Source organism: Vagococcus elongatus (genome assembly GCF_003987645.1).
GTDB lineage: Bacteria > Bacillota > Bacilli > Lactobacillales > Vagococcaceae > Vagococcus_A > Vagococcus_A elongatus.
Genome location: NZ_NGKA01000006.1, coordinates 39,204 through 64,713 on the forward strand (window position 1 = coordinate 39,204; position 25,510 = coordinate 64,713).

General features: G+C 39.1%; 27 protein-coding genes. 25 read left to right on the forward strand and 2 right to left on the reverse strand.

Going from position 1 to position 25,510, the window contains the following annotated elements; translation table 11 throughout:
- Nucleotides 1-79: 79 nt before the first annotated feature.
- From CBF29_RS05040 to CBF29_RS05050, 3 genes are all read left to right on the forward strand, one after another.
- The gene (locus CBF29_RS05040) at nt 80-907 is read left to right on the forward strand and encodes a class II fructose-bisphosphate aldolase (RefSeq protein WP_126808039.1); all 828 of its coding nucleotides are present in this window, start codon (nt 80-82) and stop codon (nt 905-907) included.
- A 17-nt stretch (nt 908-924) separates the two neighbouring features.
- Nucleotides 925-2,808 carry a PTS fructose transporter subunit IIABC gene (locus CBF29_RS05045; RefSeq protein WP_126808041.1) on the forward strand — a complete coding sequence of 628 codons (1,884 nt, stop codon included), beginning with the start codon at nt 925-927 and terminating at the stop codon, nt 2,806-2,808.
- A gap of 197 nt (nt 2,809-3,005) precedes the next feature.
- A complete protein-coding gene (locus tag CBF29_RS05050; RefSeq protein WP_126808043.1) occupies nt 3,006-3,446 on the forward strand; it encodes an OsmC family protein in 441 nt (146 codons plus the stop codon).
- 129 nt (nt 3,447-3,575) lie between these two features.
- On the opposite strand, the gene CBF29_RS05055 is transcribed toward CBF29_RS05050, so the two are convergent.
- Entirely contained in the window at nt 3,576-4,265 is a 690-nt protein-coding gene (locus CBF29_RS05055) for an aspartate/glutamate racemase family protein (RefSeq protein WP_126808045.1), read from the reverse strand.
- 143 nt (nt 4,266-4,408) lie between these two features.
- Between CBF29_RS05055 and CBF29_RS05060 the strand changes: the two genes are divergently transcribed.
- From CBF29_RS05060 to recN, 11 genes are all read left to right on the forward strand, one after another.
- A complete protein-coding gene (locus CBF29_RS05060) occupies nt 4,409-5,473 on the forward strand; it encodes a M24 family metallopeptidase (RefSeq protein ID WP_126808047.1) in 1,065 nt (354 codons plus the stop codon).
- A 27-nt stretch (nt 5,474-5,500) separates the two neighbouring features.
- On the forward strand, nt 5,501-6,058 hold the full coding sequence (gene efp, locus CBF29_RS05065; protein WP_126808049.1) for an elongation factor P: 558 nt from the start codon (nt 5,501-5,503) through the stop codon (nt 6,056-6,058).
- Between the two features lie 29 nt (nt 6,059-6,087).
- A complete protein-coding gene (locus CBF29_RS05070; RefSeq protein WP_425469885.1) occupies nt 6,088-6,513 on the forward strand; it encodes an Asp23/Gls24 family envelope stress response protein in 426 nt (141 codons plus the stop codon).
- Nucleotides 6,506-6,940: a transcription antitermination factor NusB gene (nusB, locus tag CBF29_RS05075; RefSeq protein ID WP_126808051.1), complete on the forward strand. Its 435-nt coding sequence runs from the start codon at nt 6,506-6,508 to the stop codon at nt 6,938-6,940. The genes CBF29_RS05070 and nusB overlap by 8 nt, the downstream gene beginning before the upstream one ends.
- A 105-nt stretch (nt 6,941-7,045) precedes the next feature.
- On the forward strand, nt 7,046-7,855 hold the full coding sequence (locus tag CBF29_RS05080) for a bifunctional 5,10-methylenetetrahydrofolate dehydrogenase/5,10-methenyltetrahydrofolate cyclohydrolase (RefSeq protein WP_126808054.1): 810 nt from the start codon (nt 7,046-7,048) through the stop codon (nt 7,853-7,855).
- Between the two features lie 11 nt (nt 7,856-7,866).
- Nucleotides 7,867-9,213, forward strand: a complete 1,347-nt coding sequence (xseA, locus tag CBF29_RS05085; protein WP_126808056.1) for an exodeoxyribonuclease VII large subunit — start codon at nt 7,867-7,869, stop codon at nt 9,211-9,213.
- Between the two features lie 3 nt (nt 9,214-9,216).
- Nucleotides 9,217-9,459, forward strand: a complete 243-nt coding sequence (locus CBF29_RS05090; RefSeq protein WP_126808058.1) for an exodeoxyribonuclease VII small subunit — start codon at nt 9,217-9,219, stop codon at nt 9,457-9,459.
- Complete coding sequence (locus CBF29_RS05095; RefSeq protein WP_126808060.1) at nt 9,452-10,342, forward strand: polyprenyl synthetase family protein; 891 nt, start codon at nt 9,452-9,454, stop codon at nt 10,340-10,342. The genes CBF29_RS05090 and CBF29_RS05095 overlap by 8 nt, the downstream gene beginning before the upstream one ends.
- Nucleotides 10,343-10,347: 5 nt before the next feature.
- Nucleotides 10,348-11,166: a TlyA family RNA methyltransferase gene (locus CBF29_RS05100; protein ID WP_126808254.1), complete on the forward strand. Its 819-nt coding sequence runs from the start codon at nt 10,348-10,350 to the stop codon at nt 11,164-11,166.
- A 26-nt stretch (nt 11,167-11,192) separates the two neighbouring features.
- Complete coding sequence (locus CBF29_RS05105; RefSeq protein WP_126808062.1) at nt 11,193-11,654, forward strand: arginine repressor; 462 nt, start codon at nt 11,193-11,195, stop codon at nt 11,652-11,654.
- Between the two features lie 4 nt (nt 11,655-11,658).
- Nucleotides 11,659-13,332 (forward strand): DNA repair protein RecN, encoded by a 1,674-nt coding sequence (gene recN, locus CBF29_RS05110; RefSeq protein ID WP_126808064.1) that lies wholly within the window; start codon nt 11,659-11,661, stop codon nt 13,330-13,332.
- A 141-nt stretch (nt 13,333-13,473) separates the two neighbouring features.
- Here the strand turns inward: recN and CBF29_RS13955 are convergent, their stop codons facing one another.
- The gene (locus tag CBF29_RS13955) at nt 13,474-13,578 is read right to left on the reverse strand and encodes a DUF4044 domain-containing protein (protein WP_245987276.1); all 105 of its coding nucleotides are present in this window, start codon (nt 13,576-13,578) and stop codon (nt 13,474-13,476) included.
- A 271-nt stretch (nt 13,579-13,849) separates the two neighbouring features.
- Here CBF29_RS13955 and CBF29_RS05120 point away from each other — a divergent pair, with 271 nt between their 5' ends.
- From CBF29_RS05120 to ftsZ, 11 genes are all read left to right on the forward strand, one after another.
- Nucleotides 13,850-14,224 carry a DUF3397 domain-containing protein gene (locus tag CBF29_RS05120; protein ID WP_126808067.1) on the forward strand — a complete coding sequence of 125 codons (375 nt, stop codon included), beginning with the start codon at nt 13,850-13,852 and terminating at the stop codon, nt 14,222-14,224.
- 118 nt (nt 14,225-14,342) lie between these two features.
- A complete protein-coding gene (gene mraZ, locus CBF29_RS05125) occupies nt 14,343-14,774 on the forward strand; it encodes a division/cell wall cluster transcriptional repressor MraZ (protein WP_126808069.1) in 432 nt (143 codons plus the stop codon).
- A 16-nt stretch (nt 14,775-14,790) separates the two neighbouring features.
- On the forward strand, nt 14,791-15,744 hold the full coding sequence (gene rsmH / locus CBF29_RS05130) for a 16S rRNA (cytosine(1402)-N(4))-methyltransferase RsmH (protein ID WP_126808071.1): 954 nt from the start codon (nt 14,791-14,793) through the stop codon (nt 15,742-15,744).
- Nucleotides 15,745-15,762: 18 nt separating this feature from the next.
- A complete protein-coding gene (ftsL, locus tag CBF29_RS05135) occupies nt 15,763-16,140 on the forward strand; it encodes a cell division protein FtsL (RefSeq protein ID WP_126808073.1) in 378 nt (125 codons plus the stop codon).
- Entirely contained in the window at nt 16,140-18,032 is a 1,893-nt protein-coding gene (locus tag CBF29_RS05140) for a peptidoglycan D,D-transpeptidase FtsI family protein (protein WP_126808075.1), read from the forward strand. The genes ftsL and CBF29_RS05140 overlap by 1 nt, the downstream gene beginning before the upstream one ends.
- 47 nt (nt 18,033-18,079) lie before the next feature.
- Nucleotides 18,080-19,045 (forward strand): phospho-N-acetylmuramoyl-pentapeptide-transferase, encoded by a 966-nt coding sequence (gene mraY / locus CBF29_RS05145; RefSeq protein WP_126808077.1) that lies wholly within the window; start codon nt 18,080-18,082, stop codon nt 19,043-19,045.
- 52 nt (nt 19,046-19,097) lie between these two features.
- Nucleotides 19,098-20,471 carry a UDP-N-acetylmuramoyl-L-alanine--D-glutamate ligase gene (gene murD / locus CBF29_RS05150; RefSeq protein ID WP_126808079.1) on the forward strand — a complete coding sequence of 458 codons (1,374 nt, stop codon included), beginning with the start codon at nt 19,098-19,100 and terminating at the stop codon, nt 20,469-20,471.
- A 9-nt stretch (nt 20,472-20,480) separates the two neighbouring features.
- Nucleotides 20,481-21,566: an undecaprenyldiphospho-muramoylpentapeptide beta-N-acetylglucosaminyltransferase gene (gene murG, locus CBF29_RS05155; RefSeq protein WP_126808081.1), complete on the forward strand. Its 1,086-nt coding sequence runs from the start codon at nt 20,481-20,483 to the stop codon at nt 21,564-21,566.
- A gap of 20 nt (nt 21,567-21,586) precedes the next feature.
- Nucleotides 21,587-22,732 carry a cell division protein FtsQ/DivIB gene (locus tag CBF29_RS05160; protein WP_126808082.1) on the forward strand — a complete coding sequence of 382 codons (1,146 nt, stop codon included), beginning with the start codon at nt 21,587-21,589 and terminating at the stop codon, nt 22,730-22,732.
- Nucleotides 22,733-22,890: 158 nt separating this feature from the next.
- Entirely contained in the window at nt 22,891-24,213 is a 1,323-nt protein-coding gene (ftsA, locus tag CBF29_RS05165; RefSeq protein ID WP_126808083.1) for a cell division protein FtsA, read from the forward strand.
- A 24-nt stretch (nt 24,214-24,237) separates the two neighbouring features.
- On the forward strand, nt 24,238-25,506 hold the full coding sequence (gene ftsZ / locus CBF29_RS05170) for a cell division protein FtsZ (RefSeq protein WP_126808085.1): 1,269 nt from the start codon (nt 24,238-24,240) through the stop codon (nt 25,504-25,506).
- Nucleotides 25,507-25,510 lie beyond the last annotated feature (4 nt).

Sequence of the window (25,510 nt, forward strand, 5' to 3'; positions counted from 1 at the left end):
AGCTCGTTTTTACTCGATAATTGACTTATTTTGTCGTTTGTGTTAAAGTGTATTTAACGTTGATTGGAGGTTTTTTATTATGTTAGTTACGAGTAAAGAGTTGTTTGAACAGGCCCAGAAAGGAAATTATGCTATTCCTGCTCCGAATTTTGTGAATGATTTGTCATTGAAGACGTACGTAAAATGTGCTGAAGAAAAGAAATTACCACTTTTAGCTTGTTTTGCAGAAGTTCATACAGAGTTTATGGAGATAGAAGAAGCTGCCTTACTTGGAAAGTATCATGCCCAAAAAGCAAATGTGCCTGTCGTGTTACATTTAGACCATGGGATGACTTATGACACGATTATGAAAGCGATTAAAAATGGCTTTACTTCTGTCATGATTGATGCGTCAAGTGAAAGTTTTGATGAAAATGTGAGAAGGACAAAAGAAATCGTAAAAGCAGCTCATGCCGTAGGTGTAGTGGTTGAAGCGGAAATCGGTCATGTTGGAGCTGGTGAAAATTATGAAAACCATACACATACAGATTCAATCTATACCGAAGTTGAAGAAGCGAAAAGGTTTATTGAACTGACCAATGTTGATTCTTTAGCAATTTCCATTGGTACTGCCCATGGCGCATATAAGGGCGAACCAAAAATAAGTTTTGACACCTTGCAAAGTATCAGAACTCAAATAGATACTCCTCTTGTTTTACATGGCGGTTCATCTAGTGGAGATGCAAACCTCAATCGTTGTGCAGTAAATGGGATTTCAAAAATAAATATTTTCACGGATTTAGTTACTGCGGGGATGGATGAAATAAATAAACACGACTCACAAAATATATTTGAGATAAACGATCATTTTGCTAATGGACTTTATAATTGTCTATCACACTACTATGACGTATTTCAAACAAGATAAAAAGGGAGGATAAATTCATGAAGCTATTGGATATATTTAATAAAGATGCTATAAAATTAGATATGACTGTTAAGGACAAAGAAGATTTGTATCAGAAAATGGCTAATGATTTAAAAGGGTTTGGTGCGATAAAAGATGAGAGCAAGTTTATGACAGCTCTGCAAGAAAGAGATGCACAATCACCTACTGCTATTGGGGATGGTGTTGCTATTCCTCACGGTGTATCAGAAACAGTTGAAAAACCGTTTGTTCTATACTATAGATTGGCTTCTCCTATCAGTTACGAAGCTTTAGATGATCAGCCAATCAAACATGTTTTCATGTTGGCCATTCCTAATGACCTAAGAAATAATCAAGTTAAAATTTTGAGTGATATTTCTGTCCTTTTACTGGATGAAGGTTTTCGCAAGGTGATTGATTCGGAGGATGATCCCAATGAAATAGTAGCATTTATTCAAAATCAAAAAAAAGAAAGCTCCCATCAAGTACCAACTCATGCCTCTGCTAAAAAAATTGTGGCGGTAACAGCTTGTACAACAGGAATTGCCCATACTTTCATGGCGGAAAAATCGTTATACACAGCTGCTGAAAAACTAGGAGTTCAGATTAATGTTGAGACCCAAGGCGCTGGAGGGGTGGAGCATCAATTAACTGCTGAGCAAATTGCTGGAGCGGATGCAGTGATACTGGCGATTGAAAAAGGAATTGATGAAAGCCGCTTTGCCGGAAAAGATGTTTTAAAAATCTCTCCTGGGAAAGCCATTAAAGAAGGATTGCATGTTATTGAAGATGCGATCGATAAAAAAGGAACATTTAAAATGGCATCGCATTCAACGGAAAGTGCTGAAATAGGCAGTTCGCAAAGTAGTCAGAACAAAACTAAGTCTTTCTATCAACATATGTTAAGCGGTGTTTCATCAATGATTCCTATTGTAGTTGCTGGTGGGATATTGATTGCTCTTTCTTTCTCATTCGGTATTACAGCTTTTGAAAATGAAGGGACATTACCTTGGGCTTTATTTCAAATTGGGAATGTTTCAGCGTTTACGTTGATGTTTCCAGTTTTAGCTGGATTTATTGCCTATGATATTGCTGATAAGCCAGGTTTTGCTCCAGGGATTATCGCCGGCTTAGTGGCACATAATACTGGTTCAGGATTTTTTGGGGCTTTGGTTGCAGGTTATTTAGCTGGTTATCTCGCTCTATTTATTAATAGAAAACTACCTTTCCCTAAAAGTATTCAAGGATTGAAAACAATTGTTTTTATTCCCGTTGTTACTACGTTGATTGTAGGACTTGTTACTATTTTCGTTATTGGGACACCTATTGCTTATTTACAAGAAATTGTTATGAACTTTTTGTCTAGTTTATCAGATAATAATACAGGCATTGTCGTTCTTTCTCTAGTATTTAGTTTATTGTATTTCGATTTAGGCGGACCTATTTCCAAAATGGTTTACTCTTTTGGATTAGCTGCGCTCTCAGAAAAAATTTATGGACCGATGGGTGCGATCATGGTTATAGGGATGGTTCCCCCAATCGGTATGGCTTTAGCAACACTCATCCGGCCAAAACTTTTTGAGTTGGAAGAGAGAGAAGCAGGAAAAACAGCATTGATTCTTGGTATGAGTTTTATTACTGAAGGTGCTATTCCTTTCTTGATTGCTAAACCAAAAAGCTCAGTGCCTTCTTTCATGATTGGCGGATTTGTAGGTTCCTTGGTATCATTTTCTCTAGGATTAGAAATTACTGCTCCCCACGGCGGTCTTTTTCTAGCGCTAATACCTAATGCAATCAACAATGTCTTATACTTCCTTATTGCGTTGATTGCCGGGAGTCTTGCGTGTGCGTTGTCGATGATTGTTTTGACGAATAAATTTAATAAGACCGCAAAAAATTAAAATAGATATTTTCTGCACTGTCAGCTCTTCAAAATCAAGGATTTTGGAGAGCTGTTTTACTCTAATAAAGTTCAACAGCAACATTAAAATAAACAAACGTATAAAAATTAATTTTTGATGAAAAAACTCGGAAAAGTTTGTTAACGTTTTCACCATGTGCTAAGCTAGATTCAACACATTAATAAGGAGGGGTAGTAATGCCCAAAGAAAGGTTGAGTGCTACAGTACAATCGGTTAAGGGACTGAAGACTGTTAGCAAGGTCAGAGAGTTTGAGTTTGTGATGGATGAACCTAAAAATTTAGGGGGAACAAATGAGGGGATGAATCCTGTGGAAGCTTTGCTTTCCGCTATTGGCGGTTGCAAAGTCATCGTTGCCAGAAGTTTTTGTCGAGTTAAAAAAATTGCCCTTGAAGACATTGTGATAAAAGTGGAAGGAGATATTGACACAGACGGGTTTTCAGGTAAAAATCCTGAAGCTAAAATCGGGTTGTTCAATATCAAAACAACTTATCAAATCAAGGCGGACAATACGGAAGAAGAAATCAATTCTTTCGTGGATTTTATCGAAAAGACGTGTCCTGTTATAGACACAATCGCCAACGCACCAACTTTTGAAAAAGTCGTTGAGAGACAGTAATCTGACTTAAAAGAATATTATAGAAAAAGAAGAAGTCATCACGCGTGTGGTGACTTCTTCTCTTTGTATGAAATTTTTAGCAGGATAAACAGGAACGATCTTTAAAGCAAGTCTGATTTTAATTAAGTATTAGCTTAAAGAAAAGTCAACTGCTTTTTCAGAATGAACAACAGTGGTGTCAAGCACTGGAATCTCACAATCGGATTGATTGATAAGTAAGCCGATTTCTGTACAGCCTAGTATGACAGATTGAATATTTTTTTGTTGAAAACGCGCAATGACTTCAAGTAAATATTTTTTCGATTCAGTAGCAATCTTGCCCATGCATAGCTCCTCAAAAATAATTCGGTTGATTTCTTCTATTTCAGATGTGTTAGGGATAAGTATGTCGATTCCGGAAGAATTCAGCCGATGTTTTATAAAATCTTCTGTCATCGTGTATTTAGTTCCCAAGAGAAGAGCGTTCTTTATGCTCTTTTCATTAAGAGTGTCCGCTGTTGCATCAGAAATATGAATAAAGGGAATGGAAACTAGTGGGGTTAGTTCATCAAAAATTTTGTGCATCGTGTTGGTACAAAGGATAATAAAATCAGCTCCGCCTTTTTCTAAAGACTGTGCCGCTTCTCCTAAAATCCCCACCGCTTTCCCCCATTGATTTGTCGATTGAAGGTGCTCGATTTCCTCAAAATCAACACTGTTCAGCAGGCATTTCGCTGAGTGTAGGCCTCCTAGTCTTTTCCTGACCCCCTCGTTGATCAATTTATAATAAGTGAGAGTACTTTCCCAGCTCATTCCTCCGATTAATCCGATTGTTTTCATTAAAGTAAGCCCTCCCATGCTTTTAATCAGTATAGCAACATAGCAAAGTGTGTACAAGGATTTAGTAAAGTCTATTGTTTCAATCTTTTCGTTACTTTGGTATAATGACCATGGTATTAGTTTTTTAGAAGGAAGGTTTCATCATGAGACATCGTGTAGACAAATTAAGAGACAAGATGAAAGAACAAAGCATATCTTCATTTTTAGTGACCAGCCCGTATAATTTGCGTTATGTTTCTGGTTTTACCGGTACCACTGGATTGGCGCTGATAACCATGAACAAAGCTTATTTTGTGACTGATTTTCGCTATACTGAACAAGCAGCCGAAGAGTGTGAAGGCTACGAAATCATTCAAAATATTGGGCCGATTTATGATGAGGTCAAAACAATCGTTGATCAAGACAGTTTAACTTCTCTTGCTTTTGAAGAGACCTTTGTAACTTATGGGACTTATCAAGTGCTATCAGAATTATTAGCTTGCGATTTGCTGCCGGTTAAAGGCATTATTGAAGAGTTGCGGGAAGTAAAAGAACCGTCTGAAATTCTTGTGATTAAGAAGGCCTGTGAAATTGCTGACCAAGCCTTCGAACACATTTTAGATTTTATCGAGCCGGGGATGACAGAGCTTACTGTGGCTAATGAATTGGACTTCTTTATGCGTTCTCTTGGAGCCTCAGGAGTTTCTTTTGATACGATTGTAGCCAGCGGTGTGCGTTCTGCGATGCCTCATGGGGTAGCAAGTAAGAAAACAATCCAAAAAGGTGATTTGATTACATTGGACTATGGCTGCTACTATGAGGGCTACGTTTCAGATATGACACGTACAATTGCCTTAGGGGAGCCGACAGAAAAATTAAAGGAACTTCATCAGTTGGTGCTAGATGCCCAATTGATGGTCATAGAAGCTGCTAAACCGGGAATGACAGGTGTCCAGTTAGATGGTGTAGCTAGAAATTATTTTGCTTCAAAAGGACATGCAGAAGCTTTCGGTCATTCAACAGGGCACGGAATTGGTTTGGAAATACATGAAGGGCCTAATGTTTCAAGATTAGCTGAAAAAACTTTTGTACCGGGGAATGTGATTACAAATGAACCAGGTCTTTATTATCCAGAAGTTGGCGGCGTAAGAATCGAAGATGATTTATTGGTGACAGAGTCGGGCGTTGAGCTCTTGACGCATTCATCAAAAGAATTAATTATTTTATAAGTAACAGGAAAACTTAGGAGGACGAATATGATTTCAGTGAATGATTTAAGAACAGGTTTGACAATTGAGTTTGATGGGGGCATCTGGCGTGTGATGGATTTTCAACACGTAAAGCCGGGTAAAGGTGCAGCATTTGTTCGAACAAAGTTGAAAAACTTGCGAAATGGCAATGTGCAAGAAAAAACTTTTCGAGCTGGTGAAAAAGTCAGTCGTGCACAAATCGACAATAAAAAAATGCAGTATTTATATGTTAGTGGCGATAGTCATGTTTTTATGGATACGGAAAGCTATGAACAAATAGAGTTGCCCACTGAATTGATTGAAGATGAGTTGAATTATCTGCTGGAAAACAGCATTTGCAACATTATTATGTACGGAACTGAGACGATTGGTGTTTCTCTTCCTAATACTGTCATACTGGAAGTGGCTGAGACTGAACCCGGCATTAAAGGGGACACGGCTTCCGGAGGATCAAAACCAGCCAAAATGGAAACAGGATTGGTTGTGCAAGTACCGTTTTTCGTCAATCAGGGAGACAAACTAGTTATTAATACTGAAGATGGTTCTTATTCATCAAGAGCCTAATCATTTCATTCCAGGAAGGAGATAGTAAGATGGTACAAAATTCAGAACTGATATTGGAAAATATGGAAGAAAATTCAGGCGGTGAAATTGTGATTGCTCCTGAAGTTCTAGAAGTCATTATTGGTATTGCTGCGGCAAAAGTTGAAGGTGTTTACGGAATGCGCGGTAACTTAGCTTCCAATGTGAATGAACTTCTTGGAAAAAAGGCTCATGGCAAGGGCGTGTTCCTCAACATTGTGGATGAAGGAATAAAAGTTGATTTATACTGCTATTTGAACTATGGTGTTTCGGTTCCGAAAGTAGCCTTGGAAATGCAAGAAAAAGTCAGACAGCAGGTGCTGTACATGACAGATTTGGATTTGTTGGAGGTCAATGTTCATGTGCTGGCAGTAATTCCTGAAAAAATGACTGCGCCATCGTTGGAAGAATTACTACAACTGGAAGAGGATGAATAGTGTGGAGTTGACCCGTCGTGAGATTAGAGTGAAGGCTCTGCAGGCTCTTTATCCTTTCGATTTTCATCAAGAATTAACGAAAGAAGCTGCGATCGACTATGCCCTGACATTTGGTGAGGAAGACTTGTTGGATACGGATCGAGAAAATTTTATCCCTTCGTATCTAGAAACCCTTGTGTCGGGAGTCATTGAACATCAAGCGGAGATTGACCAGAAAATCAAAGAAAACTTAAAAAAATGGAGTATTTCCAGAATTGCTAAAACAGATTTAATTATCATGCGTATCGCAATTTATGAAATGCTTTATGAAGAAAAGACACCTAATATTGTTGCGTTAAATGAAGCTCTTGAACTAACAAAAATTTACAGCGATGATCAGTCAAGAAAATTTGTCAATGGCGTTTTGTCGAATATTGTAAATCAGTAAAAGCTCGGAAAATCAAAAAGACTTTCTGGGCTTTTTGATTTCTTTCCTGCGTCTATGAACTATGATAAAATGGAAATATATGCCTACCGAAAGGGGAGTTGAAACATGACAGTTATCATGGATGGTAAAAAAATTTCAGCTGAATTACAAGACGGACTAAAACGAAAAGTATCAGAGGCTGCAGAAGATATTCGCGTGGTAACGCTAGGGTTTCACGAGACTCCTTCCTTTTTGTATAAGCGCAGAAAAAAATTAGCAGATAAACTGGGCATTGTCTATGACTACCACTTGATTTCTCCCGCCGATAGTCATGAAATCATGACAGCGTTTAGTCAAAATCAGAAAATTTCAGGATTGGTTTTAGATGGAGAAATCCCTGATTCTTTAGATGAGTTTTCTTTAAGACTTGCTATGGCTCCCGATAAGGATATGGAAGGTTTTCATCCGATCAATCAGGGGAAATTATTACTGGGTGAAAAAGGACTGGTGCCCCCAACTCCTTTAGCGGCGATTGCATTATTAAAAGCTTATGATATTCCGATAAATGGGAAACATGTAGTTGTTTTTGGCAGAGGAAAAGTTGTGGGAAAACCACTTATTCCCTTGTTGCTAAAAGAAAATGCCACAGTGACAGTCCTTCACTCACGTTCAAAAGAACCGGAAAAAATTGCCTCTCAAGCGGATATTGTGATATCAGCCGTAGGGAAACCTCGCTTCATCAACGGAGACTATATCAAAGAAGGCGCCGTTGTTGTGGATATTGGCATGAGTACGGATGAGTCTGGGAATTTATCCGGAGATGTGGACAGTGACGCAGTAATGGGAAAAGCAGGGTACCTTAGTTTAGTTAAAGGAGGCATCTCTCCTTTAGGCTTGACCATGTTTATGAAACAAATTGTGGATCAATATAAGTAAGAGGTGACACTTTGTCTGAAAATCAATATTTAACTGTAACAGCACTTACCAAATATTTAAAATATAAATTTGATCAGGACCCTTATTTGCAAAGGATATATTTGACAGGAGAATTGTCAAATTTCCGACTTCGGCCAAATGCCCATCAATATTTTTCTTTAAAAGATGAAAAAGCCAAAATTTCAGCAATTATGTTTAAGGGTGCTTTTCAAAAGTTAAAGTTTCAGCCTAAAGAAGGCATGAAAGTCTTAGTGATCGGCAGAGTTTCTTTGTATGAGGCCAGCGGGCAATACCAAATCTATGTGGAACATATGGAACCTGACGGCATTGGCGCCTTATATCAAGCTCTGGCAGAAATGAAAGAAAAGCTGGCAAAAGAAGGGCTATTTTCTGTGCCTAAAAAAAGTTTGCCTAAATTTCCTAAACGGATTGCCGTCATCACAAGTCCAAGCGGGGCAGTCGTTCGTGATATCATGACGACAGTCAAGCGAAGATATCCGATTGTTGAACTGGTGGTTTTCCCCACGCTTGTCCAAGGGGATAGAGCGGCTCAGAGCATTGTAGAAAATATCTACAAAGTTGAGAAGTTAGGTAACTTTGACACGTTAATCATCGCTCGCGGGGGCGGGTCTATCGAAGATTTATGGCCTTTTAATGAAGAAAGGGTAGCTCGTGCGATTGCTGGAGCGGAAGTTCCTGTGATTTCATCTGTTGGCCATGAAACGGATACAACAATAGCTGACTTGGTAGCAGATGTCAGAGCGGCTACGCCCACTGCGGCAGCAGAATTATCAGTGCCTAACCTGTCGGAAGAATTACTGAAAATCAAAGAAAAAGAAAACCGTTTGCTGCAGGCATTTATCGGTCAGATAAGACATAAGCAGCAGCGTTTATTACGTCCGATGGATTCATATGTTTTTAAACAGCCTCATCGTTTGTACGAAAGCGTGACTTTAAAATTAGATCGTATGTTACAGCAATTTCAACAGAACAGTAAAGCAGTGTTGGATGATAAACAGAAGAGGCTTGATGATACTGCCCAACGATTGCTGATGACACAGCCTAGAAATCAAATAGTTCAGTCTCAGCAGCAATTAGATTTTACGAAAAAACAACTGCTGGCAGAAATCAGCCGAAGATACGAGAAAAGCCGGAAAGATTTATTGCAAGCCACCAGTGAACTCGACTTATTAAGTCCGCTGAAAATAATGAGCCGCGGGTACGGTTATGTGACTGAAGAAAAGAAAATCATTCACTCCGTTACGCAACTAACGCCAGACAGTCTTATTAATATCCATTTTTCTGATGGCGTAGCTGAGGCAAAAGTGTTAACTATAGAAGAGAAAAAAGAGGGATAAAAGATGGCAGTAAGCAGAACAGAACAGTCCTTTGAAGCCGCTTTGGAGCAGTTAGAGGGAATCGTCAAAGAATTAGAAAAAGGAGATATCCCTTTGGAAGAAGCGTTGACCAGTTTTAAAAAGGGAATTGAACTCAGCCAATTTTGTCAAAAAAAATTAACTGATGCAGAAGAAGTGTTAACTAAAATCATGAATGAAAATGATGAAGAGATTATTTTCGAAGAAAGGGAGCCAATGGATGAGTAATCAGAGTTTGGCAGATTTTTCTTCTGCTCATTTACCTAAAGTCAATCAGGTGATGAGAGATTTTCTTCAGAAAGTTACTACTGAGCAGAGTTTGTGGGAAGCGATGGACTATTCTGTTTCTGCTGGAGGCAAACGCATCAGACCGTTACTTTTTCTTGCAACGTTGGACTTTTTAGGTGTGGAGCTAAAAAAAGAGCATTACGAAGTGGCGGCTGCCCTTGAGATGGTTCATACCTATTCTTTGATTCATGATGACTTGCCTGCAATGGACAATGATGACCTTCGCCGAGGGAAACCGACAAACCACAAAGTATTTGGCGAAGGGATGGCAATTTTAGCCGGGGATGGTTTATTGACGGAGGCTTTTCATTTAGTTGCGTCAGTTGATTTGACTAGTGACTTACGAGTGATGCTTCTTGAAAAATTGGCTTCAGCTGCTGGTACCAATGGAATGATAGCTGGTCAGACGGCAGACATCGAAGGGGAAAATCGCCAACTTGATTTGAAACAATTACAGAAAACTCACCAGCGGAAGACAGGAGCTTTGATTTTGTTTGCTGTTCAGGCTGCCTGCAAATTAGCACAGGCAGAACAAGAAATTGAAGACTTGATGACTGTTTATGGTGAAAATTACGGTATTGCTTTTCAAATCAAAGATGATATTTTAGATGTTGTCGGTGATGAACAGGAGCTAGGGAAAAAAACCGGTTCAGATGAATCGTTGAACAAAAGCACATATACTTCTTTGTTAGGAATCGAAGGAGCACAAAAAAAATTAGAACATCACATTGACCAAGCAGTGTCCTCCCTTCATGATGTTCAAGATAAAATCAGCAAAAAAGATGTATCGTTACTGGAAAAGCTGATCTGGAAGTTGAGATGATTAAGATGAAAAAAGAACGGGTAGACGTTTTGGTCGTAGCTCAGGGACTGTGTGATACCCGTGAGCAAGCAAAACGCAGTGTCATGGCGGGACTTGTTTACGATGAAAATAACGAACGAATGGATAAGCCGGGGATGAAAATCCCAGAACACACGAAACTGCAATTAAAAGGGTCCCGTTTGCCCTATGTTTCCCGCGGCGGCTTAAAATTAGAGAAGGCAATCGAAGTTTTTGACATTGAGATGGCAGATAAGATTTTGCTGGATATTGGCGCATCGACGGGCGGGTTTACAGATGTTTCATTACAAAACGGGGCGAAATTAAGTTACGCTCTTGATGTTGGCTACAATCAGTTAGCATGGAAACTCAGGCAAGATGAACGAGTCGTTGTGATGGAAAAAACCAATTTCCGCTATGCTAAGCCTGAAGATTTTACAAAAGGTGTCCCGGATATCGCAACTATTGATGTGTCATTTATTTCGTTAAAATTGATTTTACCTGTATTAAAAACTATTTTAAAGGAGCAGGGAGAAGTTGTGTGTTTAGTTAAACCGCAATTCGAAGCTGGGCGAGAGTTTGTGGGGAAAAATGGGATTATTCGAGACAAAGAAGTCCATGAAATGGTCTTGTTTCAACTGCTGTCTTTTATGCAAGAAGCAGGGTATGAAATTCAAGGTGTCAGCTACTCACCGATAAGAGGCGGAGAAGGAAATATCGAGTTTTTAGCCTACTTGATCAATTCAAAACAGCCGAAGATAAAACCTGAAAGCTCTATCAAGGAACTCAGTCAAGAAATTGTAGCTAAAGCTCACCAATCGTTATAAACAAATCGAGCCAGGGAGGTCTGAACGTGAGAAAAAAAGAACGTCATGCATTAATTGAAAAAATCATCCGTGAAAATCAAATTGCGACACAAGAAGAGTTGGTGGCTCATTTGCTGGCTCAGTCGGTTTTTGTTACGCAGGCAACAATCTCGAGAGATATTAAGGAAATGCAGCTGGTGAAGACGGTGCTGGATGGCGGTAAAACCCAGTATCAAATGATGAGCAACACCAGGGAAACTCCACCCATCAAATTAGAAAAAATGTTAGGCAATTCTTTGCGTAAGTTAAAACGTAAGGATGATTTGGTTCTGCTTCAAACGGTCCCTGGAACAGCGACGACGTTGGCAAAAGTCGTAGAGGAAAAGTTCTCTTCCCAACTTTTTACAGTAATGACTGACGATGATAAAATCCTCCTGTTTTGCTTAGGTGATGAGGAAGCAAAAGAGGTGAAGGAGCAGCTGGAAGTAATACAGGCTAAAAGCAGGTGAGAAAATGTTACAAGAATTAACGATTAAAGATTTTGCGATTATTTCAGACTTAAACCTTTCTTTTTATAGCGGCATGACGGTTTTAACCGGTGAGACCGGGGCAGGAAAGTCGATAATTATCGATGCGGTCGGGTTGTTGGCAGGGGGGAGAGGTTCTGCGGACTTTGTGAGACAGGGGGCAGAGCGTTCTGTTTTAGAAGGACAGTTTTTTGTCGGCCCAAAATTGCTGGGCCCCTTGACTGAGGAACTGGCAACCTTTGGAATCGAGATACACGACGGTGTGGTTATCGTCTCACGAATGATTTTAAAAAACGGTAAAAATGTTTGCCGAGTGAATAATCACTTAGTAAATATTCAAGTGTTGAAGCGTATTGGTCACTTTTTAGTTGATATACATGGACAGCATGAACATCAAGAATTGATGAAAGTAGAACGCCATCTTGATTTTTTAGACCAATTTGGGCAAGAGCAAGTGGCGGAAATCAAGGATACTTATCAAGAAATCTATCATCGTTATCAAGTTTTGACGCGGAAATTAAAAGAAGTCCGGACCAATGAGAAAGAAAATGCTCAGCGTATGGATATGTTGACATTCCAAAAACAGGAAATTTCTGATGCTAAGCTTCAAGTTGGAGAGGAAAAACAGCTTGAAAAGGAACGGCAGTGGTTCATGAATTATCAAAAAATTTCTGATGCTTTAAGCAGCAGTTATGAAGCGTTGCAAGGAAACGAATTCAGCAGCTTATCTCAAATTGGTCTTGCTATGGATGAAATGGATGGTATTCAAGAACTGAATCAAGAATATCAACATTTATATGAAGAAATAGCTTCTAGTTATTACCAACTTGAAGAAGCGAGTCGCAGTTTAAAAGTAGAGTTGGATAGTGTGGAGCTGGATGAAAGTCGTGTAAACTTTGTTGAAGAGCGGCTAAACTTGATTCGTCAGCTCAAAAGGAAGTATGGTGATTCTGAAGAAGCCATCTTGTCACATTATGAACGTGTTGTGCAGGAACTGGATGCTACCTTGACTGCTGGCGATCAGTTGGAACAGCTGGCTGATGAGCTGGATCAAGTGGAAGAGGCATTGCAGAAAGCGGCAGATCAGCTGACAGAAGTTAGAAAGATTACAGCAAAGAAAATGGAGCAGGAAATAATCGCTCAGCTCAAAGATTTGTATTTGGAGAAAACGGTGTTTGAAGTTAAATTTCAAAAGAAAGTATGGCAACGAACTGGACAGGACGACATAGAATTTTTTATCAGCACTAACCCGGGAGAACCGACGAAACCGTTAGTGAAAGTAGCTTCGGGGGGAGAGTTATCTCGTGTGATGCTGGCGATGAAGAGCCTTTTTTCTGAAAGTCAGGGAATCACCAGTATTGTTTTTGATGAAGTGGACACAGGGGTCAGCGGAAGGGTCGCTCAAGCTATTGCGGAAAAAATCCATTATATTGCAACTAATTCTCAAGTTTTGTGTATTACGCACTTGCCTCAAGTTGCCGCCGCTGCAGACCATCAGTATTTTATTGAAAAAGAAGTGGTTGATCAGCGCACAGAAACAAAAGTTGGTGAGTTAAATCAAACTGAACGGGTTGAAGAGATAGCTCGGATGCTGGCAGGAGAAGTTGTGACCGACTTATCTCGGCAACATGCCTTTGAATTGCTGAAGCTGTCTAAATAGTGCTAAATAGATTCATAGCCCCGGGAACTAGTTTTCAAGTCTAATTCCTGGGGCTAAATTAATTTTTAAAATTTTATCATTTACTAATGTATGAATTAAGTTGATTGATAATATTTTGGGAAAACTCCCCACCTATAGTAATTACAGGAGACTGATGATTCCAGTAATGACGACAGACCCGACAATAGCGATGAGCATCAACCAAATGACGATATTTTTAATGATTTTAAACTTCTTGCCATTCAAAACGGTTCACTTCCTTTATTTTCATTAGCTATATCTTAGCGTTTTAAGTAAGGATTATCAAGTCTTTTGTTAATACGATCGGATTTATTTTTTGTTTATTAAATAATTATCCCTTACAGCTGAAAGTAACACGATTGTTTCAAAAGATTACAAGTTATCGCTTTATTGTGACAAAAATACAAAGAAAAAACACACTGTTTAAACTGTTTGCAACGCACGTGTAAACTTGCCGTTGTATGATGTAGTTATAGAGGAAAGGATTTTATTATTTATGAAGACAATTTCTATTATGCTGATTTTTTGGTACATATATCCTTTTTTGATTATGTTTGCCAGTAATTTTGTTGTTAAGCGTCTTTCGCTGACAGAGCGAGTAGGCGTTAGAATGCCGGATATCGCAACCTTTTTTTTGTTTATCGGCTTACATTTTTTATCAATAGAATCATTTTCTGTTTCTATGATGCCCTATGTGGCGATCATCATCTTGCTGATAGGCATAGGCGTAGCCATCGGACACGCAAGATATTTTGGAGACATCCAGTATAAAAGATTTTTTAAAATGTTTTGGAGAATCACTTTTTTAGCGACCGTTCTCTTATACACTTTTGCCATCATCTTTAGCTTAGTTAAAATGTTGAAACCTTGATTTATCAAGGTTTTTGTTCGTTTGTAAAAAAAAATATATTTTTTTCATTATCTGTGTGGTAGAAAGTGGGGGAATGTGGTAGACTAGATTTACTGAGTGGATACGGAGGTAGTCTATCATGTTTATGGGCGAATATAAACATAATATCGATGCCAAAGGTCGTCTAATTATGCCCGCAAAATTTCGCGAAGAGTTGGGAGAGAAGTTTATCGTGACTCGGGGGCTGGATGGCTGTTTGTTTGGTTATCCATTAAATGAGTGGACTCATCTGGAGGAAAAATTAAAAGAACTCCCTCTAGCGAAAAAAGACGCCCGTACGTTCGTAAGATTTTTTTACTCAGCAGCAACAGAATGTGAAATTGATAAGCAAGGCCGGATAAATATTCCACAAACATTGAGACATCATGCTGAATTGGAAAAAAGCTGTGTCGTCATCGGAGTATCGGACCGCATCGAAATTTGGAGCGAAGAAAAATGGCAAACGTTCTCCGAAGATGCTGAAGAAAATTATAATGAATTAGCAGAATCAATGATTGATTTTGGGTTTTAAGAAAGGACCTTAGACAATGACTGAAAAATTCCATCACGTAACAGTGCTTTTAGAAGAGACTGTTGACAACATTGTGAATGACCCAGATGGTATTTATGTCGATTGTACTTTGGGAGGAGCAGGACATAGCACTTATTTGTTATCGAAACTTTCAAACAAAGGGCATCTTTACGCCTTCGATCAAGATCAGCTAGCAATTGATCACGCAAAAGAAAAACTAGCTCCTTTTGTTGAAAAAAATCAAGTCACATTTATTAAAAAGAACTTTAAATATCTTCGAGAAGAACTAGAAAAGCTTGACATTAGTCAGGTGAATGGGATTATATATGACCTAGGCGTTTCCTCACCGCAATTAGATGAGATAGAACGCGGCTTTAGTTATCATCATGACTCGCCTCTTGATATGCGCATGAATCAGCAGTCGGAGTTGACTGCCAGAGATGTGGTAAATGACTACAGTTACGAAAAACTGGTTAAGATTTTTTTTCGTTATGGCGAAGAAAAGTTTTCCAAACAGGTAGCTCGCCAAATTGAAAAAAAGAGGGCTGACAAACCAATTGAAACGACTGGAGAACTAGTCGAAATCATTAAAGAAGCTATACCGGCTCCGGCTAGAAGAAAGGGCGGTCATCCGGCAAAGAGAATTTTCCAAGCCGTTCGTATTGAAGTGAATGACGAACTTTCTGTTTTAGAGGAATCTTTGGAGCAGGCCATCGAACTTTTGAAACCAACGGGTCGATTGGGAGTGATCACATTTCATTCTCTGGAAGATCGACTAGTAAAAAATATTTTTAAAGAAAACAGCAAACCTAAAGAAACACCTCATGGGTTGCCGGTGTTACCGGATGACTATCAACCAGTGTTGAAGCTGGTCAATAGGAAACCAATAGTGGCTTCCGAAGAGGAACTGGCAGATAACAACCGTTCAAGAAGTGCTAAATTAAGAGTGGTTGAAAAAAATATGTTATGAAAGGAAGGAGAAGAAAGAATGGCAGAGCCAAATAGAGTTGACTATTATGAAAATCATTATTCTAATGACCGAAAAGAAACAACTGAAGAAGTTGTCATTTATCAACAACCAGTCAGCCGATTGCGTAAAATTTCCAAAATGGAAAAAGTTGTTTTTGGAATTCTGGTATTGTTTCTTCTAGGAGTTTCCGGACTAACAATACAACTATCAAATAGGATTGCACAACAAGAGCAGAATATCGCAACCATACAAGAAGAAAAAGAAAACTTGCGTGGAGACGTCAGAGAACTGGAACAAGAAAAAGGTGAACTTTCCAGACCTGAGCGCTTGAAAAATGCTGCTGAAAAAGAAGGACTTGAAAAGAATGAAGAGAACATAAGGAATGTGACAGAGTAATGTGGAGAAAATGGCAAAATTTTATTAGACAGAAAGGCACTAACCCACAGTTGAATCGGCGAAAGTTCGCAACGCTGCTGTTTGGAGCTGCCATTGGTGTTTTTTTCATCTTTGTTGCCAGATTTAATTATATTGTCTTAGTCGGGAAGGTTGGTCAAACTTCTCTGGACAGAAAGACCCAGGAATTATATCAAGGTAGTAGCGTAGTGAAAGCAAAGCGGGGCACCATCTATGATCGTGATGGCGAAGTAATTGCTGAGGACGCTACTTCTTATTCGTTATACGCTGTTTTAGATGAAGAATATTTGGGACAAAGCAAAACAGGTAAAAATAAAGATCGTGAAAAATTATTTGTTCAAGAAAAAGATAAGAATAATGTCGCTGAAATTCTAGAGAGTAATACAAACTTAGGGGCAAGTTATGTGTTGGAACAACTTAACAAAAATCAAAAGCAAGTAGAATTTGGTCCTGACGGAAAGCAGCTTTCTATCGAACAAAAAAATTCAATTGAAAAAGAATTGGAAGCATTAGAGATAAAAGGGGTTTATTTTAATGAACACGTGACAAGGTCTTATCCAAATGAAGTTTTTTCATCTCATTTAGTGGGCTTTGCACAGTTCCCTAAAAATGAAGATGAGGAATTGGATGAAACTAAAGGATTAGTTGGACAAATGGGAATCGAGCAGGCTGAAAACGACTTGCTGGCAGGAGAAAATGGTGAAATCGAATATCTGAAAGATAAAAACCAGAGGGAAATCCCGACCACACGTATCGTAAAAAAAGAAGCAAAAGATGGAAAAGATATATATACGACATTGGATGTCAGTCTAGGGCTATATTTGGAAGATAAGATGAATGAGGTTCAGGAAAAGTATAATCCTTATGAAATGACAGCTATGTTGGTAGAAGCCAAAACAGGAAACATTGTGGCTGCCTCTCAGCGGCCGACATTTAATCCGGAAACTAAAGAAGGTTTGGAAGGAAATACAGATGTCATCGATGAAATCGAGGAGACAGATGAATCTGATGAAGAAGGTATTCAGTGGTACAATTTGTTGACTCAAATGCCCTTTGAACCGGGCTCCACGATGAAAGCTTTCACTGTTGCTTCTTCCATAGATTTGGGTCAATTTGACCAAAACGGTTTTGTAAAAACCGGAGTACGTGAATTTGAAGATGGAACAAAAATTTATGACTGGGACAACAAAGGTGTTGGAACAGTCACCTATCGACAAGCCTTTGCTTATTCCAGTAACGTTGCCATGATTACACTACAAGAGAGAATGGGTACGCAATGGGAGGACTATATCAAACGCTTTGGTTTTTTACAGCCTACGGGAACCAACTTGTTAAATGAAAATCCCGGATATTTACCAGACATGACTAACGTGATTAATGCAGCGAATACATCTTTTGGTCAAGGGATTTCTGTGACACCTTTTCAGATGGTTCAAGGTTACACGGCTATTGCGAATCAAGGGACGATGTTAAAGCCTAACTATATTAAAAAGATTGTTGATGGAGACAAAAAAACGACAGAAATCGGTCCGAAAGCAGTTGGACAACCAATTTCAGAAACAACGGCCAGCCAGACGCTGGACTTGATGACTTCTGTAGTGGAAGATAAAGACTATGGGACGGGTCAAAATTTTGGCATAGAAGGATACCGGGTATCAGCAAAAACGGGTACGGCACAAATTTTTAACAACAAAAAGGGTGCTTACTATAAGGACAGATATATTTTTTCAGTAGCGCAAATCGCTCCTACTGAAGATCCTAAGTACATCATGTACGTCACAGTTAAATTGGATAATACCGTTGGAGGCGGAGAGGTCGTTGCTGAAATCTCCAATCCGGTTTTGAAAATGGCTTTAGATTTAGACACAAAATAATAATAAGACCTAAAAAGAATTTTAGATGGAAATAGGAGCAATCTAGTATGGAATGGACACAAGTTTTTTTACCTATAGCAGTAAGCTTTGCGATTACCATTAATGTTATGCCCTTTTTTATCGGATACTTTCAGATGAAAAAGCAGGGACAGCAAATCAGAGAAGAAGGTCCTAAATGGCATAATGTCAAAGCTGGGACACCGACGATGGGTGGCGTGGTCTTCTTGTTTGGTATTTTTGTGACTTCGCTACTTAGCGGAGCTATTACACATCAGCTGACCCCAACGTTGCTGGGCTTATTATTCATTCTATTTTTATATGGTGCCATCGGTTTTTTAGACGATTTTATAAAAATCTTTAAAAAGCGCAACATGGGATTGACTTCTCTTCAAAAACTGATTGCTCAAGTTGTTGGGGGGATTATTTTTTTCTTAGTTTTATCTCAACAAGCAAGCACATTTGTTGTGACCTTGCCTGTAATTGGTGAGATTAGTTTAGGTTTGTTTTATGGCTTGTTTATTATTATCTGGTTAGTCGGTTTTTCTAATGCTGTCAACCTAACAGACGGTCTGGATGGTCTGGTGGCAGGTTTAGGGATGATTTCTTTCAGCACTTATGCTATTATTGCTTGGAATCAGGCCCAATTAGATGTTTTATTGATTTGTTTAGCAACTATTGGCGGATTATTAGGCTTTTTCTTGTTTAATAAGAAACCAGCTAAAATATTTATGGGAGATGTTGGTTCTTTAGCATTAGGCGGTCTCCTAGCGGGTATTTCTATCATGTTAAAACAAGAGTGGACCTTGCTGTTGATCGGCTTTGTCTATGTTGTTGAAACAGCAAGCGTGATGCTCCAAGTCGCATCGTTTAAGCTGACAGGCAAAAGGATTTTTAAAATGGCACCAATTCATCATCATTTTGAAATGCTTGGCTGGTCGGAGTGGAAAGTAAACATTGTGTTCTGGATTATCGGGTTGATTATGTCCACATTGACATTAGTTATCTTATATTAAAATGAAAACTTGGGAATAGATGATATTGCAAAATCAGGAGGAGTTGAATAGGATGAAAGTTGTGAAAAAATATGACAACATAAAAGTTTTAGTCTTAGGGCTGGCTAAGAGTGGCTTGAGCGCAGGAAAATTATTGCATCAGCTTGGAGCCATCGTAACAGTCAATGACGGTAAAGACTTTGATGAGAATCCAGAAGCCCAGCAGCTATTGGCTCTAGGCGTCAAGGTTATCACAGGAAGTCATCCTACTGAACTGCTTGATGAAGATTTTGAACTCGTGGTTAAAAATCCGGGTATTCCTTATGATAATCCGATGGTAGTAAAGGCCCTTGATAAAGGTTTGCCAGTAATTACCGAAGTAGAATTGGCTTATCAAATCTCCGAAGCTCCTATTATCGGGATTACGGGAACTAATGGAAAAACTACTACCACGACTATGATTGCCCAAGTATTAAATGAAGGAAGAGAAAGACAATTTGCTTATCTGGCAGGCAATATCGGAAAGGTAGCTAGTCAGGTAGCTCAAAGTGTGACCGAAGAAAATGTGATGGTCACAGAATTGTCAAGTTTTCAACTGATGGGTATTGAAGAATTTCATCCCCAAGTGGCGGTAATCACTAATTTATATGAGGCCCATCTGGATTACCATAAAAACAGGGGAAATTATATTTCTGCTAAGTGGCAGATTCAAAAAAATATGACCCCTTCAGACCACCTAATCTTAAATTTCGATCAAAAAGAACTCAGGGATTTAAGTAAGAAAACAAGAGCCAGTATTCTACCGTTTTCTAGGAAAGATACATTAAGTAATGGTGTGTATATCAAGCATGGTGAAATTTTCTATCAAGAAGAAAAAATCATGAATAGTGCCGATCTTGGTGTTCCGGGTGAACATAATCTAGAAAATGCCTTAGCTGCAATTGCTGTTGCAAAACTTTATGGTGTTTCTAATGCAGTGATCAAAAAGTCATTAAGTACCTTTTCTGGAGTAGCCCATCGTTTAGAATATGTAGGCATTGTAGCAGGAAGAAAAGTTTATAATGATTCGAAAGCCACGAATATCCTTGCTACCGAAACAGCCCTTCATTCTTTTGAGAATCAAAAAAATCAGGTAATCTTAATCGCTGGCGGGCTGGACCGAGGAAATGACTTTGAGAGTCTTGAAAAATCGCTGGCTGGAATCAAAGCGGGAGTATTTTATGGCGAAACGAAAAATAAATTAATGAAAACAGCACAAGACGTGGGGATTCAGCTCATAGAAAAGACAGATGTTCTAGACGAGGCGGTCCAAGCAGCATTTGATTTTTCAGAGCCGGGAGATATTATCTTGTTTTCACCAGCTTGTGCCAGTTGGGACCAATTCACGAATTTTGAAATTCGTGGGGACAAGTTCAAAACTTTGATTAAAAATTTGGAAAAAGAGTAGGGATCTTTAATGAAGCTATTAGTATCAGGCGGAGGAACAGGCGGACATGTCTATCCCGCAACCTCATTAATACAATATGTCAAAGCGGTGGAGCCGGATTCGCAATTTCTCTATATTGGTACTGAAAACGGACTGGAGAAAAAGATAGCCGAAGATGCCAAGATACCCTTTGAGTCCATAGATATTCAAGGCTTTCGTCGCAGCTTGTCTTTAGAAAATATCACGACGGTAAAGAAGTTTTTAGTCAGCTTGAAGGAAAGTAAAAAAATACTAAAAAAATTTCAACCAGACCTAGTTGTGGGGACGGGCGGGTATGTTTGTGCCCCAGTCGTCTACGCGGCACATCAACTAGGCATTCCAACTCTGATTCATGAACAAAACAGCGTGCCCGGAATTGCCAATAAGTTCTTGTCGAAATATACAGATAAAGTTGCTATTTGTTTTGATGAAGCTGCCAGTTTTTTCCCTGAGAAAAAAGTTGTGTTGACGGGAAATCCTCGAGCACAAGAGGTAGCTGAAGTAAGTCCTAGCCGTATTTTGGAGACTTACGCATTAGATCCTGAAAAAAAGACTGTATTGATTTTCGGAGGTAGCCGGGGAGCGTATTCCATGGCTAAAGCCGTAACGGAAATTTTGGAAGAATTGAATCAGCGTGATTACCAGACATTGATCGGTACAGGAAACTTATACTACAAAGAAATGGTTACCCAATCGAAAGGGATGCATCTGACTAATGTTAAAATAGTTCCTTACATTGAGTCAATGGCACAGGTACTGGCAAGTATCCAACTTGTGGTTGGAAGGGCAGGGGCAACTTCTATTGCCGAAATAACCGGTGTCGGTTTGCCTTCACTGTTGATACCCAGTCCCAATGTGACCAATGATCATCAAACCAAGAATGCCCAGTCTTTGGTCAAAAAAGGTGCCGCGGAAACATTAAAAGATAACGAACTTTCAGGCAAACTCTTGTTGAAAAAAATTGATGCCCTGATGTTAGATGAAGAAAAGCTTTCAACAATGAGCAAGGCTTCAAAAAGTATGGGCATGCCTGATGCAGCCGAGAGGTTATACCTGCTGCTAAAAGAAATACAATAGAAATTGAGGAGGTAAGTCTTGTGGGAATTAATAAAAAGCAAACTGATAATGATTCTGAAAATAATAAGAAACTTACTCCTTGGCAGCAAGAGAATTTAAAGTACCTTGAACAAGAAGGAAAAGAACCTCAATGGTTGGAGACCCCAAAAGAAGAAGAGGTAGAGAAGTTATCTTTTAAGGGGCAGGACAGTGATGCATCTGATCATTCAAAAGAGAAAAAAGTTGAGGTAGGAAATACAAAATTTATTTTGCTTGAAACTTCTGATGAAGAGCTAGATGATGACGAAGGCGAAGAAAAGGTATCCCATGAAAAAGATGAGGATACCCCAGAAAAACTTAAAGAATTACCAAAGTCAAAATCATTTGCAGACAAGCTGCCAAAAATGAAAGAAAAACGGCGACATCGTTTAAAGCGTCGCTTACTATTGATTGTTGGTATTTTTGGGGTAGCGACTCTTGCTCTGATTTATTATGTTTCTCCTATCAGCAAATTAAGCGCTCTGGAAATTGCAGGAAATGAAAAAGTTTCCGAAGAAGCCATTGCGATGTCAACTAAATATAAAAAAGACCAATTTTTTTGGGAAGCCTATTTTGACTCTAAGGCTCTAGACGATGTCAAAAAAAACAACCCGAGAATCAAATCGGTGAATCGCAGCATCAGCCATATTAATAATATTTTATTAACAGTGGAAGAATATAAAGAAGTTGCCTATGCTAAGAAAGAAGGTGCCTTTTTCCTGATATTGGAAAATGGGTTGATTCTTGATGAAGAAGTAGAACAAACCCATCAGGGATTTCCGGTTTTCACCAATTTTGAAAATGGTGACAAGTTAGAAAAAATGATGTCGATTTATCACGATCTAGATCAAGCTATGCAGGACAATATTATTGAGGTCATTTTGTCGCCGACAGAGCATAATGTCAATCGGGTGGTCATTAGATTAAAAGATGAAAACCAGATTATCGGTTCTGTAATGAATTTAGATGAAAAAATTGGTTATTATCATGAAGTTGCTAGTCAAATGTCAGAACCTGGTGTAGTAGACATGGAAGCAGGTGTTTTTACCTACTCTTTTGCAACCAAAGAATCCTATGAACAAGAGAAAGTAAAAAGAGAAGAACAAGAAAAATTAGAGAATCAAGAAGACTTAGAAAATACGGAATAAACAGAAAATATTAATGATTAATTTACGTTTTCTTGTTTTGTAATGTTTCCAATTTATGGTAGAATTAGTAAGAGTAGGAATCTTTTGAATTTTAAGCTAAATTGATTAAAAATAAAACACTCAAAAAGTATGAAAATATGTAGGAGGGAGCACCTGTCATGGCAAACACAGGAATATACGTTGGCCTGGATATCGGAACTACATCGGTAAAAGTTGTGGTAGCTGAATATATCGAAGGACAAATAAATATTATTGGCGTTGGCAATGCAAAGTCAGAGGGCTTGAGCAGAGGCATCGTTGTAGATATTGATAAAGCAGTCGCAACTATTAAACGCGCAATTAAACAAGCAGAAGAAAAATCAGGTATTCAAATTAGGAGAGTAAATGTGGGGCTTCCTGCTAATCTCTTGGAAGTAGAGCAATGCGAAGGAATGATCGCAGTCAGTACAGAGTCTAAAGAAATTACTGACGAAGATGTCAGAAATGTGGCATCGGCAGCAATCGTTCGGTCCACACCGCCGGAACGTCAAATCATCACTATCATTCCACGAGAATATAAAGTGGATGGCTTTGACGGAATCAAAGACCCTAGAGGGATGATCGGTGTCCGCTTAGATATGAAAGGTCTTGTTTACACCGGACCAAAAACCATTATTCACAACATCAAAAAGTGTGTGGAAAAAGCTGGTTTACAATTGGACGAGATGGTCATCACCCCATTGGCATTAGCTGAGTCTATTTTATCAAGTGGTGAAAAAGATTTTGGGACTATTATCATCGATATGGGCGGCGGTCAAACGACGACGGCTGTCATGCACGAACATCAATTAAAATTCACTAATGTGGAGCAAGAGGGCGGCGAATATGTCACGAAAGATATTTCCGTTGTGCTTAATACTTCCTTGACTAATGCGGAAGCATTGAAGATTAATTATGGAGATGCTTATCCGGAAAGAACTTCTTCTTCTGAAGAGTTTCCTGTAGATGTTATTGGTCAAAATGACCCAATAAAAGTGGACGAACGTTATCTTTCTGAAATAATCGAAGCACGTGAAGAACAAATCCTGACAAAAGCTAGAGAGGCATTAGCTGAGATTGATTCTTTGGATTTACCGGGCGGAGTCGTTTTGTCAGGGGGCAATGCTAGTCTTCCGGGAGTAGTTGAACTGGCTTCTGATGTTTTAGGCGTTCATGTCAAGCTTCATGTACCTAATCACATGGGGTTGCGAAATCCGATTTTTGCTAATGCTATCAGCATTGTAGAATACGCGGCCCAACTAAGCGAAATTCATCAAATTTCAAAATATGCTGTGACAGGAACTAAAGCAGCACCGGAAAGTTCTTATCAGCAGACACAAGAGCCTGCGGAACAAGTAAGACAAGAACAGCCGCCAGCTTATGATGATTATCCAGAGGAAGAAAAATCTGGAAAGAAAATGTCGGATAAAGTGAAAGGCTTCATTTCAAATATTTTTGACTAATCAATATGGGAGGATAAAGCAAAAATGGAATTTACAATAGATAACCACATGGAAGACGGCGCTGTAATCAAAGTTATTGGCGTAGGCGGCGGCGGTGGCAATGCTATCAACAGAATGATTGATGAAAACGTAAAAGGCGTTGAATTCATCGTTGCTAATACAGATGTTCAAGCATTAAGAGATAGCAATGCAGAGACTCTTATTCAATTGGGACCTAAATATACTCGCGGTCTTGGCGCCGGTTCTCAACCCGATGTTGGGAAAAAAGCTGCTGAGGAAAGCGAAGAACAAATTTCTGAAGCTCTAGAAGGCGCAGACATGATTTTCATTACAGCGGGAATGGGCGGAGGCACAGGAACAGGTGCTGCCCCTGAAGTTGCTCGTATCGCTAAAAATCTTGGTGCTTTGACAGTTGGTGTAGTGACTCGTCCGTTTAGTTTTGAAGGACCAAAACGCGGCCGCTATGCAGCAGAAGGTATTTCAGCATTAAAAGAAAATGTTGATACACTATTGATTATATCTAATAATCGACTGCTGGAAGTTGTTGACAAAAAGACACCGATTTTAGAAGCTTTTAAAGAAGCTGATAACGTGTTACGCCAAGGAGTTCAAGGAATATCTGATTTGATTACTGCTCCAGGGTATGTCAATCTGGACTTTGCCGACGTTAAGACAGTTATGCAAAATCAAGGGACTGCTTTAATGGGAATTGGTTCAGCTAGCGGAGAAGATCGAGTAATACAAGCTACGAAACAAGCAATTTCATCACCATTACTTGAAACATCTATTGATGGTGCGGAACAAGTATTGTTAAATATCACTGGCGGTTTGGATATGACATTATTCGAAGCACAAGATGCTTCTGATATCATTGCTGCAGCAGCAGACGGTGATGTAAACATCATTTTGGGTACTTCTATCAATGAGGAATTATCAGATGAGATTATTGTCACAGTGATTGCAACAGGTATCGACTCTCCCAAAAAAGAGAAAAAAGGACGTTCTAAATCACGAAGCAGTCGGCCAGCAGCTGTGCCAACACAGCAGCAGACAATCAGCAGACCTTCTGTAGAGTTTGAGTCGGTTAAGGCAGAAACTCCAGAAGATGAAAGCGGCTTTGGGGACTGGGATATCCGTAAGGAGCCAAGTCAACGTGAAGCAATCAGCGATGCTGACTTTGAAACAATGGAAAAAAGAGAGCTGGAAACGTTTAGGAGAGATTCTGACGCTAACGGCAAAAATGATGATGATGAAGAATTAAACACACCACCATTTTTTAGAAGAAGAAGATAGGAGA